Below are 12,489 nucleotides of genomic sequence, written 5' to 3'. Positions count from 1 at the left end.
CTCAGGTCTCCTCGCCGTGGAGCTGCGCGCGAAAGGCGCGCGGTGACACGCCCGTGGCGGCGGCATAGACCCGGCTGAAATAGGCGGGGTCCTCAAAGCCCAGCGCATAGGCGATCGTTGAGACCGGCAAGTTGGTGTAGACGAGGTTGCGCCGCGCTTCGCGGATCAGCCGGTTGAGGATCAGGTGCGAGGCGGTGTCGCCGGTTGCTGACCGCGTCACCCGGTTGAGATGGGTCGGCGTGATCGACAGCGCGCCCGCATAGTCCGCAACGCTCCAGCGTTCCAGATGATGCTGTTCCAGCAGCGCCTCGAAGCGGCGGAATAGTCCGCTTTCAGCCGTGCCGTTGCCACCGCTCTCGCCGGTGAGCGCGCGGGCCACCAGCCCGATCATGGCCGCCGACAGTGCGCGCAGCACATGCGCCCGGCCGAAATCGCGCGCGGCGTGTTCGGCAAAGATCTGCTTCATGGTGGTCCGGATCTGCGGCGTGCCACGTATCACGGCCGAGCGCGACAAGGCACCGCGCAGTCCTTCGGAGGCGAGCAGCGCTTCGTCCAATATTTCCGCGGCGATGGTCAGCACCCAGCCCTGGCTGTCAGGCACGAACCGGAAGCCATGGACGTGGCCGACAGGCACGTTGACGATCTGCATCGGCTTCAGCTGCACCACGCGCCCGTCGAGCGTGGCTTCGCCGCCGCCGCGGTCGATCAGCAGCACCTGGTGCAGCCGGGCATGGCGGTGCACGGCCAGCGTCCAATCGTGCAGCACCGAGCGCGACGCTATCGTCTCGCAATGCACGACATCGGGCAGATCGCCGGACTCGCCGAACAAATTGTAGACCCGGATCGCCGGGGCGGGGACTGCGCTTCTCATGTTCGAATAGTACAAGACAAAGACGAAAGCCTCCATCGGTCAGCGGCGCTGAATCTGCAAGAAAGTGCAGAGGAGGACGCAATATGAAAGTTCAGGTCTGTATCATCGGCGGCGGGCCGTCCGGGCTGCTGTTGTCCCAGCTCCTGCATCTCAAGGGCATCGACACGGTCGTGCTGGAAAAATCCAGCCGCGACCACGTGCTTGCCCGGATCCGTGCCGGCGTGCTTGAGCACGGCTTCGCCAGGCTCATGCGCGAGGCTCAGTGCGGCGAGCGGATGGACCGCGAGGGCGAGATCCACAAGGGATTCGAGATCGCCCATGACGGCGTGCTCTCCCAGATCGACCTCCACAAGCATTCCGGCGGCAATTCGGTGCTGGTCTACGGCCAGACCGAGCTGACGCGCGACCTCTACGAGGCGCGCGACCGCCTCGGCGGCAACGTTGTGCACAATGCCGAGGACGTGACGCCGCATGAGCTGACCTCGGACCGGCCTTACGTGACCTATCGTTCGAATGGCGAGACCGTCCGAGTGGATTGCGACTATATCGTCGGCGCCGACGGCTTTCACGGCGTCAGCCGCAAGTCGATCCCGAAGGACGTGCTGCGGGAATACGAAAAGATCTATCCGTTCGGCTGGCTGGGCGTGCTGTCGCGCACGAAACCGGTGTCGCCGGAGCTGATTTACGTGAAGCACGAGCGTGGCTTTGCGCTGTGTTCCCTGCGGTCGCAAGTGCTGAGCCGCTACTATGTCCAGGTGCCGCTCACCGACAAGGTGGAGCACTGGAGCGACGATGCGTTCTGGGCCGAGCTGAAGCGTCGTTTGCCGGACGAGGTCGGCGGCCGCCTGATCACGGGACCGTCCATCGAGAAGAGCATCGCGCCCTTGCGCAGCTTCGTCGCCGAGCCGATGAGCTACGGCCGCCTGTTTCTCGCCGGCGATGCCGCCCACATCGTGCCGCCGACCGGCGCGCGCGGGCTGAACAGCGCCGCCTCCGACATCTATTATCTCTACCACGCCATGCTCGCGCACTATCAGAACGACGATGATTCCGGGCTCCAGGGCTACTCCGCCAAGGCGCTGGCGCGGATCTGGAAGGCGCAACGCTTCTCGTGGTGGATGACGATGCTGCTGCATCGCTTCCCGGACCGTTCCGAGTATGAAGACAGGCTTCAGCAGACGGAGCTGGAGTATCTGCTGTCGTCCGAGACGGCGCAGCGTCTGCTCGCGGAGAATTATGTGGGGTTGCCGTTCTAGCGTGGGGTGGACCCGAAAAGCGGTGCGACGCCGCGCTACTTTCCTTCTAAGATGTTCACCGGCGCCCAATCCGACCCCGGTGGACTTGTAGCGAGCGCAGCCGCGCGCTTGCCAAAAAGCGATGACGCCGGATCCATTTCCGCCGTTCGTCCGAACGCATCAGCCGCCTTCGCGAACTCCCGCGCCCGCCAGCAGGCCAGCCCCTCCGCGTAAGCCGCGGCGATTTTTTTCTGCCCGGCGCTCTCCGCGCCTTTGTCCGCGAGCGGCTCGAATACCCTGATCGCCTCGCCGCGCCCCAGCACCCGGATCGCATCGAGTTCCCGCCAGGCGAAGCCGTCGCCGGTCTGCGCCATCGTCGATTCCGAGGCCATGATTGCGGTGCCGTAGTATTTGTTGGCGCCTTCGAGCCGCGAAGCGACGTTCACGGTGTCGCTCATCACGGTGTAGTTGAAGCGGCGGCGGGAGCCGATATTGCCGACCACGGCCTCGCCGCTGTTGAGCCCGATGCGGTGCGACAGGCCGCGGCCGGCGAAAGCGGCGCTGCCGGCGTTGAGCTCTGCCAGCTTTGCGTGACATTTCAGTGCGGCATTGACCGCGTGGCGCGCATGCGCGGGATCGTCGGCGGGCGCACCGAACATGGCGACGATGGAATCGCCGATATATTTGTCGACATAGCCGCCATGGCTTTCGATGATGTCGGTCATGGCCGACAGATATTCGTTCATCAGCGTCACCAGCTCGCCCGGCGTCATCGTCTCGGCGATGGAGGAGAAGCCGCTCAGGTCGGAGAAGAACATGGTGACGTTGCGCATTTCGCCGCCGAGCGCCGGCATCTTGCCGGAGGCAACCATGGTGTCGATCACTTCGGGGGCGAGATAGAACGCAAAGCTCTTGCGCAGGAAACGCTCGTCACGATCGGCCAGCACGAAACGGTAGCCGATCATCATCGCGAGCGCGGCAAGGCTTGCGAGTGCCGGCTCCGTCAGCGGCAGCGCCAAGGCATAGACGAATGAACTGACGGCCACGGCGGCGTATACCGCGGTGAGGCCGAGCCATGCGATCAGTGCGCCACCCGGTGCAAGCACGCAGGCCGCGCAGGCCACGATCGCTGCGAACACGACGGTGAGAATGCTCCGCAGCGGAAAGCCGAGCTCGGTCACCGCATCGCGTTCGATCAGATTTCGCACCGCGTTGGCATGCACGAAGACACCGGCGATGTCGCTGCGGGCCTTTTGTACGGTGCTTGCCGGAGCGGGCTGGGCGCATCGTGGCCCCGGCGTTCCGTCATATCCGCCGGACAGTCGCATCGAGGTGAGCTTGCGATCATCGAAATTCAGGGCGGTGCCGAGCAGCACGACTTTGCCGCCGAAGGCGCGGTGGAAGAAATCGCGGTCGCCTTTTTCGACGCAGGCTCGCAGATCGGCGAAGGAGAAAGTCGGAATGTCGCGGCCCAGTCCTCGAAAATTGAGCGCCAGTGTATTCGGTACCGCGCTCGGAATTGCATAACCAGACAATTCGGTCGTTCCGGACGGTGCAATCTCGGGCTTTACAGCGAGCGCGCGCGCGGCGAGCTCGACCGCCATCGCGGGGACCGGCTTGCCGTCGATCGAGAAGCTCAGCGGCATCCGCCGGATCACGTCGTCGGTGTCGGTATGGACGTTGAGGGCGCGGATATTGTTTCTCACCGCCAATTGCTGGGCGCGGTCGGGCCTTTCCTGACGGTCGTTGCTCAGGATTTCACCGAGCACCAGTTTGCCGTTGTCGGAAAGCTTCCGCAGGGCGATGAGATAGTCCCGATCGAAGCCTCTCATGCGGCTGCCCAGCGAGGCGTCGCCGAAGGGAATCTCCGACTGCTCGATCGAGCTCGGGAAGATGACATCGAAGCCGATGACCTTGGCGCCGCCGTCGTCGATGCTGCCGAGAACCCGGCCGATCTCGCGCGTCCAGGTCTGCGTTGGCGATCCCTTGAACGGCGGAGTGTCGTAGGTCTCGCCGTCGATGGCCACGACGACGACCGGTGATGTCCCGGGATCTCGTTGGTCGCCGACGAGCTTGCCGCGCAGTGCCGTGAGGATGTCGAGCGACAGGCCCTGCAGCGTCTGCAACGGCGGAGACGTCACGATAGCGCCTGCAAGAAGCGCAATCAGGATCGCTGCAACGATGTCCCGTCTGCCGATCCGCCGCATCGCCCCGTCGCTAGCTGCCTATTCGAGCCGCAGCAGGCGTCCGACGATCGGCGTCGGCGACGACGTGGCGCTGGGATCGACCTGGAAGGCGTAACGCTTGGCGCCGAGGATGGCGAGATAGCTGCCGCCCGGCGTCAGTGACTTCCCGGCCTTGGCGAAGTCATAGAACTTGCCTCCGACCATTGTCTCGCTCTTGAGGGGAACGCTGATGGTGGGCTCCTTGCCATCGGTGCGTTCGATCACCAGGGTGCTGCCGCTCTTGGCCTGCACCAACGGCGCGATGCCGTAGAGCGTCGGCAGCTTGGCCGGAGCGCTGCCCTTGGCGTCCGACCGCATGGTGCGGAAGGTGGTCGCGGCACTCTGGTTCGCCTCCCGCTCCGACAGTTTTGCCGCGTTGGTATCGCAGGGCACCTTTTCCCGCTTGACCTCGCCGAGTTGCACGGTGCTCTGCTCGGTGCCGACCATGACGACGCCTTCGCTGATGGTCTCGCGCTGGCACGATTTGAGATAGCTGAGCGTAATGGTTGCCTTGGGGCCCAGCTTGATGATCTTGCCCGGCGCCACATAATCCATGAACGCGACGCCGTCGACCTTGCCTTGCACGTCCTCGACGATGGCGGCCGGGGTCTCCGCCAAAGCGGGGGCAGCAAGACAGCACGCGCCGACAACAGCGCCGATCAGGCTTTTCATGGGAAATCTCATCCAGTTCGACCGATATTTGCCCGGTCCCCGTCCAGGGCCGATGCTTAGCAGCGAAACGCCCAGGCAAGTGTGACCGGAATCACTCTCAGATATTGGTGCACTCTATCAGGAAGAGGTTCAAACCGGCGACCGGAGAAAACAGTGCGCCGGCAAGCTGTTGGCCGGATGGATAATTTCATTCGGCTGGGACGGCCTCGACCGGGTGGCCCTCCGCTGCACTCTCTATACCTGTAATGGGCGCGAGCGTGGCCTCGGTCTTCTGATACGGCGTCGCCTGCTGACCTCGACCACTTCCTCCCAGCGCGACAGGAAGGCTAGCTGTCACGAAGGCTGAGTTGATAGCGGTTATATGCAAGCTGCCAAACGAGGTCGGCACGCCGATCGTTTTTAACGCGGTATGCAACGAGGTCCAGCTTTCGCTGCGCGAAGGAGCCTGCGCTGCCCGCGTCGCTGCGCGTCGGTAGCAATTTGACTGGCTCGCTTTCCAGGGTGTTAACCGTGGCGGAATGCTCTCCGCGCGGATCATTGTCGCGCCCCAGTATTGGTTGCAAATGCGTTCTGAGTTTTACGGCGGATATTTTCATGCTGAGAGACGGCAAATACGCGGCCTGGTTCAGGACCCCGCGCGGTCAGGGCACGGGCGTCGTGCATCTGGCGGAGGGACGAATCTCCGGCAGCGACAGCTTCTTCACGTATGGCGGCTCTTACCGAATCGACGAGCAGCGCTTCACGGCGGTTCTGACCACGCGGCGACATGCCGAGGGTCCGCCGACCGTGTTCGGGCTCGACGAAGTCGAGGTCAAGCTCTCGGGCGTGTGCAGCGGCGCGATGGCGACCTGTTCCGGTACGGCCGAGCAGGCCCCCGATGTGACCTTCGAGGCGACGCTGATCTACAGCCAGGACGAGGTGCCGGCCCCCGACACCAGAGGTGCGGTCGTGAAGCTCAATGCCGACAAGCTGCCCAAGGGGCTCGACGGCCGTTCGCGATCGCGCCATCCGTTTGCGCCGGGATCGCTTGGTTCAGAACGGAATAGACCATAAGGCAACGTCTCATCCCGCCTGATCGACTTCGACGATGTTGTCAGGACTGCTTAAGCGGATGAGCCCTCTGGTGCCAAGCCCAGGCGGTGCGGATCACGGTCGGTAGATCCGAATGTCGCGGCACGAAATTCAGCACTTTTCGCGCTGCGGAGGGATCGGCAACCAGATAGGTGGGATCGCCGGAGCGGCGCGGTTTGACGGTGTGGGGCACCTCGCGCCCGGTCTCCTGCCTGATGGCAGTCAGGATTTCCCGCACCGAAAAGCCGGAGCCGGTGCCCAGATTGAAGCTGCCGCCGGCATGCTCTTGTTCCAGCAGTTTCAGCCCCGCGACATGCGCCGCGGCGAGGTCGGTGACATGGATGTAGTCGCGGATCGCGGTGCCGTCGGGCGTGTCGTAGTCTTCGCCGAACACGGCAAAATCCACATGGCCCTGTAACGCCATCATGGCGCGCGGAATGAGATGGGTTTCGTTGTCACGCAATTCGCCAATGCCGCCGGCAGGATCGGCGCCGCTGGCGTTGAAATAGCGCAGGCAGAACGCGCCGAAGCCGTAAGCCGACCGGTAATCGGCCAGCATGCGCTCGATCATCCACTTCGATGCGCCATAGGGGTTGATCGGCGCGCAGGGGAAGTCTTCCGGCAGTTCCTTGGAATCGGCATTGCCGTAGACGGCGCCGGTCGAGGAGAAGACGATACGATGGCAACCCGCATTGCGCATCGCCTGCAAGAGCGACAGCGTGCCCTGCACATTATTGATGTAGTACTTTTGCGGGTCGGTCATGGACTCGCCGACGAGGCTCGCCGCCGCGAAATGCATGACCGCCGTGATGTTGTGCTCAGCGAAGGCGCGCGCCAGCGTGGCGCCGTCGAGCAGATCGCCTGTTACCAGCGGGCCGGCGACGAAGCCGCGATGACCTGTCGACAGATTGTCATAAACGACGGGCTGATAGCCGGCCGCGGTCAGGGCGCGGCAGGCATGCGAGCCGATATAGCCCGCGCCTCCCGTAACGAGGACAGTCGGTCGGTCGTTCATGTGTGCTTACCTCAGAGCGAAATCAACGATTATCCAGGCAACCGCCGCCAGCAACAAATCGGCACACAGCACGAGCACCGCAAGCGTCAGCCATGCGGGACGTTTGCCGAAGGCGGGGACATGCCGCGTGGCGTCACGAGACAAGACATCACTCAAGGAGAGGGCTTCCGAAGTGATCTGTCCCAATGTGATTGCCTCAGTTCAACAGTTGATCGATCGGTTGAGCATAGATCGATCTTCGCTGTATGCAACCCACCGGGGCTCGGCACGATAGTCCTTCTTCGTTTAGCTCGCATTGACCCTATCGCTGCGAAATGGTCGGCGCGCGCGCGGCGGCAACCGAAGCTTTAAGCACGAAAAATAAGCTGAGGCCGAGTAAAGGAGTGACTGAAACATGGCACAGATCTGGATGACTTATGACGAACTGGCCGGGCTGAGTGGCTGCACGCCTGCCGAGGCCAGAATGCGGGCCATCCATTTGTCACTTGACCGTCGCAAAAGCCGCGATGGCGCAACCCGCGTCAAGCTCGATCTGGCGCTGACGGCTAAATTTTTCGCATCTGTCCGGGACGCCGATTTTGATCTGGACGGCGCCATCGAGGCGCTCCAGGCCACCCATCGCCAGATGGCAGAACTCCTGACGCCGAACCAGTTCCCGGGCCAGCGCCGCTCGGCTTAGCCTCCGCACGCGATCGATCAGGCTCCGGGTACAAGGAGCCGAGATTCTCGCGATAGTTGTTCCGAATCAGGCATAAATCTCTATCCGGAATTTCCATTGCGGGCCGGGGTTTAACCGCAGCGGGCCGCAGAGCCTGCAGGAGGATGCCATGAGGAACGACAGCGATCGAGGCTACGCGACACTGTTGGGAGCGGCGATGCTGGGTGGGCTGATCATCATGACAGCCGCAACGGCAAACGCAGAACTGGTGAAGTTGCAGGCCGATCTCAAAGGCAGCAATGAAGTGCCTCCGAACAACTCGCCTGGAACAGGCAAGGCCGAGGCGACCTACGATACCGAGGCGAAGACCCTCACCTATACGGTCAGCTTTGCCGGCTTGACCGGGCCGGCCATGGGGGCACATTTCCATGGCCCCGTGGAGCCCGGCAAGAACGCCGGCATCGTGCTGCCGTTCAAGACGGTCCAAAGCCCGATTCAGGGGAGTGCGACGCTCACTGAAGCTCAGGCTGCGGATCTGCTGGCCGGGAAGTGGTACGCCAACATTCATACGGCCGCGAACCCGGGCGGTGAACTACGCGGACAGATGACGAAATAGCGACGGCGACTTTCCCGATGCGGACGTGCAGGCCATGCATCTGCTCAGGAGGGCGGTCTCGGTAAGAAGGCCAGGATTGTTTGAGCGAGGAGGACCCCGACGGTCCCGCCTGCCGCTTTTTGCAGCACGTCCAGGAAACCCGGATCACGATCGGGCGTCATTGCTTGCAGGACTTCGAGCCCCATTGCGACCGCCACGACAAGCGAGCATGCGAGGGTGAGCCGACCGGGCAACAGGAAGGACAAGAGAAATCCCAGCAGCCCGTAGGCGCTGAAGCGCTCGATCACGACGACCCAATAAGCCTCGTGATGACCGATAAGCACGGGTCTTCCCGCCAGTCTCGCAAGCGTGGCATAGACGATGAGCGCGAAGCAGATTCCTGCGGCTGCGATAAGGTGGTTTCGGCGCATTGGACGACCATAGCCGGATGGGAGCCAGGCCGCGTTGAAAGATGGGAGTATCGTTAAGGCTGATTGAGCAGGGGGCCCGGTGCGGAGCGTTTTTGCCGTCTCGGGTTAACGGCTCAATCCTGTCAGGCCACCAACACCGCGTCGGTCGGCAATTTAGCGCTCTGCGCCAAGCGGCGTGACTCGACCAACTCGGTGAAGCGCGGGAAGGGCAGCGGGGCGGAGACCAGATAGCCCTGGCCCTCCTCTACGCCGGATGAAATAAGCGCCCGGACCTGCTCTTCCGTCTCGATGCCTTCCGCAACCACCGTCATTTGGAGGTCCTTCGCAAGTGCGACCAGCATCTCCACGATCGTGGCAGTCGATGCGTCCACGGTGATCGTGTCGACGAAAAATTTGTCGATCTTGATTGTATTGGCGCCCAGGCCCTTGAGCCGAGATAGCCCGCTATGACCGACGCCGACATCATCGATGGCGACGCGAAACCCGTAGTCCCTGAGTTCGCTGACCACGGCTGCGGCGCGTGCGAGATCGTCGAGCTCGTCGCGCTCGGTCACCTCGATGACAATCTGGCGCGCCGAGACTTGCGCCGCCATGACCGTGCGGCGGAGCGTTTCAATGAAGCCCGCGCTCAAGAGATGCTTTGGCACGACGTTGAGGGAGAGCTTAAAATCCTTGTTCACTTTCAACAGCGGCTGCAGATCCGACAGCGCTGATCGCAGGATCTGCCAGGTCATGACCTGGATGCGGCCGCTGGATTCCGCGAGCGGGATGAAGTTCATCGGAGGCACGACCGATCCGTCTTTGAGGAGCCACCGAGCCAACACCTCGCAGCCCTTGATCCGACCAGTCTTGAGGTCGAAGATTGGCTGGTAGTACGGCCTGAATTCGTTCGCGGCCAGCCCGCGATCGAGATCTGCGACGGGCCCTTCCATGCGGCGGCTCCGCGCCAAAAGCCCGCCGAAAAGCGCGCCGATTGCAATCGCTGCGGCCAGCGTCGGCCAGTAAGCCTCGCTGTTCCACGTCGAGAGGATGCCGCGTTCGAGGCGGATGGTCGCATGGAGGGGGAATCGAGCGGAATTCTTGTCGAGATCGATCGGGGCCTGCAAGGCTTTGTCGGGATCGAGCAGGAATTCCCCAAGTTTCTCGCCGTTGCTCAAGGCGAGGATTACTTCGCTATGGGCGCGCAACTCGGCGGGCATGATGTCGAACAGGCTGGCGTTGACGCCAAGAATGGCGACCAATGCGGCATTGCCGTTGATGTCTTTGAGCACGCCCAGAGCATCGCCGCCGAATTGCTCAACACGGAAGAGCGAAAGGTTCTTGTCGTGCGAGGGAAGCATATCGCGGCGGTCGATCCATCCCTTGTCGAATTCCAGCGTTTCGGAATAGGCCGAACAGATCACCGAGCCATCAGGGTTGACGAGGCGCACGTCCTTGATTGCGGAACGTTGGTAGACGTGGAGCCGGATCGCCTGCAGCGTCGCGGGCCCGCAATCAGCAAGGTCGCGCCGCGCAAGTTCGCCCAAGCTCGCGCCGGCAAAGTCGACCGCAAATTCGGCGCGACGCAGAACAACCTCGGTCAATTCGTCGAGCTGATGGGCCTGCTGGTACCGAATGAACGAAGTTGCCGAAAAGTGGCCAGCCAAGCCGAACGCGGCCGTGCTCGCGAGCACGAGCGCCGCAAATGCGAAAGTCGGTCGCTGCAATCTCATTCGGCCCGGCGGAACAGAGGGAAGCGTCGGCCGATGCTAGTTGAGAGGGGCTAAGATAGGGTTTAATGGCCGGACGAGGCATGTGGAACCGGCCTTTCGGGGGCGGGCGAGAGACCCGTCTGCCCCCGCACCGGGGAGCCTATCGAAAAATGCCTCTTAACCTTCCGCTCCCAAGTTGTGGCGGCCCATCCGATGGCGGAGGGAAGCGGGTGCGGGATTGTAGGACGCGATGGAAGCCTGCCGGGTGCTGCCACCATGCTGTGGCCGGGCGGCTCGCAAGCGCAAGACCACGAAGGCGATATTGATAGCCAACCAGACCAGGATGACGGAAATGGCAAGATGTGCCACGGCCAGACCTCGCGATGAAGTTGAGGTGAACGCGGGCGCGCTGGTTTGGTTCCCTGGCGAGAAAGGGTGAGGACGTTTTATTTGACGCGGTTGGATTCGAGCCTTCCGCCTGCGACCCGATCGAGCGCCCGCGGTCGTCCCATGGCGTCGTTGGCGGAACAGTACCGCACGCTCCCTAGGCCTTTTTGCTCGCCTTCGTTTTCAATGCAAGACCAAGGCGCAAGGCCATGCGCTTGATTGCATCGGGCGAGCGTCCGAGCTGTTTCGCCGCCTCCTCCAATGTAGCTGAAGACTTAGCCAACTCCATCAGCCGGCGGTCTTCCTTGAACGACCAGGGCTTGCGCGCCATAACCGAAATCATCCTCTCGTCGCGACAAGGACAAAGCCGCCAAGCGGACCCATGTCGCTCGACGGCTTTGCTTGGGTGGGGCCGAGCTTGGGGGAGCCCGGTGAGACGATGGATAAGCGATCGGTGAGAGTTCGCAACAAACAACGCGGATTAAGCTAACCGCTCAACCTTACCGCGCGTAATCCGGACTTCGTGGCTCCGTATTACCACGGAGGCGTCAATGCTGATCAGCAACCGTTGCCGCGCTTTGAATGGGTGGAAGCCGAATTGTCGGCGCCGGTTCTGAAGGTTGCATGGACTGCGTGAACCCGGATTAACATCCGGCCGGATCTAACTTCAATCAGTGAGACGTTTTGTCATTTCCAGCCTCCCAGCTATCGAGCAACGACCAAACTTCAATCAGTTCTTGCACAAACTTCATCATCGCCTGACAAAACTTTCAGCGGTGCCGATCTTGATGTCGTCACAACGACAAGATGAAATGCAATGGGAGGAACGCGCCGCAAAAACGGGACGATCAAATGTTGGCAATTGTGGTCTTGGGGTCGATCTTCGCCGGCGGTTTTGCTTGCGGCTATGGCGCGAGGGCGTGGCGCTCGCGCAAGCGATCGGCAAGATATCGTCTCTACGCGCCCTATACTCCCGCGGCAACAGGGGCGGGACGCAGTCGGTCGCAGTCGTGATGGTGGCATTTCACGCCTGGCTATTTGCCGAGCGATCTCTGTGGAATGATCGAAATAACCATGTGCGGTTAGGTTAACTTGTCGCAGCTCTTGAGAGCCTAGCCAATGCCACCTAGAACATCTCGATTCACAGCGAAAGTTTAGCCGCTCCGATTTTTCCGGGGCCCCGCGTTAGGGTAGGCGTAAATGACGTATCTGATTGTATTGCTGGGCACGATAATTTGCATCGTTGTTTTGATGGTTTTCGTTCGCGCCTATGATCGACACCTGAAAGATCTTCCAGGTCCTTGGATCATGGACGAGGCTCATTCGAATGACTGAAAGGCATAACGCGCCCCGCAGGTATTTCGTTGATGCGCAAGGGAAGCGGGTGTTGATAGGGCTGTCGCTTCCGGAAACGGCGGAGTTCGAAGCGCTGGACATGACATCGGGAGAGATGGTTCAAATCGGCCCGGGCGATGGAGCCGCCGCGGTGGACGAAGCTCGATGGCTTGAGCTCTATTCCAAACACGAAGGAGCCTGGCGGGCCTGGATCGCACAAAGCCAGGCGGCGCAGCCACAAGATTCAGGCTTTGTTAACTATGTCTGATCGATGTTAGCGGTCCAAATCTCGAACGTGGGATG

Annotated in this window: 13 protein-coding genes; 5 read left to right on the top strand and 8 right to left on the bottom strand. The window is 62.0% G+C overall.

The window, feature by feature from the left end; all coding sequences use genetic code 11:
- Position 1: 1 nt before the first annotated feature.
- Complete coding sequence (locus tag IVB40_RS28605; protein ID WP_247817011.1) at positions 2–907, bottom strand: helix-turn-helix domain-containing protein; 906 nt, start codon at positions 905–907, stop codon at positions 2–4.
- 47 nt (positions 908–954) lie between these two features.
- Here IVB40_RS28605 and pobA point away from each other — a divergent pair, with 47 nt between their 5' ends.
- A complete protein-coding gene (gene pobA, locus IVB40_RS28600) occupies positions 955–2,127 on the top strand; it encodes a 4-hydroxybenzoate 3-monooxygenase (RefSeq protein ID WP_247817010.1) in 1,173 nt (390 codons plus the stop codon).
- Positions 2,128–2,162: 35 nt separating this feature from the next.
- Here the strand turns inward: pobA and IVB40_RS28595 are convergent, their stop codons facing one another.
- Together IVB40_RS28595 and IVB40_RS28590 are read right to left on the bottom strand one after the other, a co-directional pair.
- Positions 2,163–4,313 carry an adenylate/guanylate cyclase domain-containing protein gene (locus IVB40_RS28595; RefSeq protein ID WP_247817009.1) on the bottom strand — a complete coding sequence of 717 codons (2,151 nt, stop codon included), beginning with the start codon at positions 4,311–4,313 and terminating at the stop codon, positions 2,163–2,165.
- Between the two features lie 18 nt (positions 4,314–4,331).
- Positions 4,332–5,003 carry a hypothetical protein gene (locus IVB40_RS28590; protein ID WP_247468597.1) on the bottom strand — a complete coding sequence of 224 codons (672 nt, stop codon included), beginning with the start codon at positions 5,001–5,003 and terminating at the stop codon, positions 4,332–4,334.
- A gap of 594 nt (positions 5,004–5,597) precedes the next feature.
- On the opposite strand from IVB40_RS28590, the gene IVB40_RS28585 reads away from it, so the two are divergent.
- On the top strand, positions 5,598–6,056 hold the full coding sequence (locus tag IVB40_RS28585; RefSeq protein ID WP_247817008.1) for a hypothetical protein: 459 nt from the start codon (positions 5,598–5,600) through the stop codon (positions 6,054–6,056).
- A gap of 40 nt (positions 6,057–6,096) precedes the next feature.
- Here the strand turns inward: IVB40_RS28585 and galE are convergent, their stop codons facing one another.
- Together galE and IVB40_RS28575 are read right to left on the bottom strand one after the other, a co-directional pair.
- Positions 6,097–7,089, bottom strand: a complete 993-nt coding sequence (galE, locus tag IVB40_RS28580; protein WP_247817007.1) for a UDP-glucose 4-epimerase GalE — start codon at positions 7,087–7,089, stop codon at positions 6,097–6,099.
- A gap of 6 nt (positions 7,090–7,095) precedes the next feature.
- Entirely contained in the window at positions 7,096–7,275 is a 180-nt protein-coding gene (locus tag IVB40_RS28575) for a hypothetical protein (RefSeq protein ID WP_247357167.1), read from the bottom strand.
- Between the two features lie 208 nt (positions 7,276–7,483).
- Between IVB40_RS28575 and IVB40_RS28570 the strand changes: the two genes are divergently transcribed.
- Together IVB40_RS28570 and IVB40_RS28565 are read left to right on the top strand one after the other, a co-directional pair.
- Complete coding sequence (locus tag IVB40_RS28570) at positions 7,484–7,768, top strand: hypothetical protein (protein ID WP_247357166.1); 285 nt, start codon at positions 7,484–7,486, stop codon at positions 7,766–7,768.
- A 196-nt stretch (positions 7,769–7,964) separates the two neighbouring features.
- A complete protein-coding gene (locus IVB40_RS28565; RefSeq protein WP_247357262.1) occupies positions 7,965–8,363 on the top strand; it encodes a CHRD domain-containing protein in 399 nt (132 codons plus the stop codon).
- A gap of 44 nt (positions 8,364–8,407) precedes the next feature.
- Here IVB40_RS28565 and IVB40_RS28560 read toward each other — a convergent pair whose 3' ends face one another.
- The 3 genes from IVB40_RS28560 to IVB40_RS28550 all read right to left on the bottom strand — a co-directional run bounded on the left by IVB40_RS28560 (position 8,408) and on the right by IVB40_RS28550 (position 11,182).
- A complete protein-coding gene (locus IVB40_RS28560) occupies positions 8,408–8,773 on the bottom strand; it encodes a VanZ family protein (protein ID WP_247357165.1) in 366 nt (121 codons plus the stop codon).
- Between the two features lie 122 nt (positions 8,774–8,895).
- Positions 8,896–10,446, bottom strand: a complete 1,551-nt coding sequence (locus IVB40_RS28555) for an EAL domain-containing protein (protein WP_247817006.1) — start codon at positions 10,444–10,446, stop codon at positions 8,896–8,898.
- Positions 10,447–11,008: 562 nt separating this feature from the next.
- Positions 11,009–11,182: a hypothetical protein gene (locus IVB40_RS28550; RefSeq protein ID WP_247282662.1), complete on the bottom strand. Its 174-nt coding sequence runs from the start codon at positions 11,180–11,182 to the stop codon at positions 11,009–11,011.
- Between the two features lie 996 nt (positions 11,183–12,178).
- Here IVB40_RS28550 and IVB40_RS28545 point away from each other — a divergent pair.
- Positions 12,179–12,454 (top strand): hypothetical protein, encoded by a 276-nt coding sequence (locus tag IVB40_RS28545; protein ID WP_247817005.1) that lies wholly within the window; start codon positions 12,179–12,181, stop codon positions 12,452–12,454.
- The last annotated feature ends 35 nt before the right edge of the window (positions 12,455–12,489 follow it).

It is taken from the genome of Bradyrhizobium sp. 40 (genome assembly GCF_023100925.1).
Classification (GTDB): Bacteria; Pseudomonadota; Alphaproteobacteria; order Rhizobiales; family Xanthobacteraceae; genus Bradyrhizobium.
Note: the sequence above shows the minus strand (reverse complement) of the source record. Positions and strands in the feature narration are given on the sequence as shown.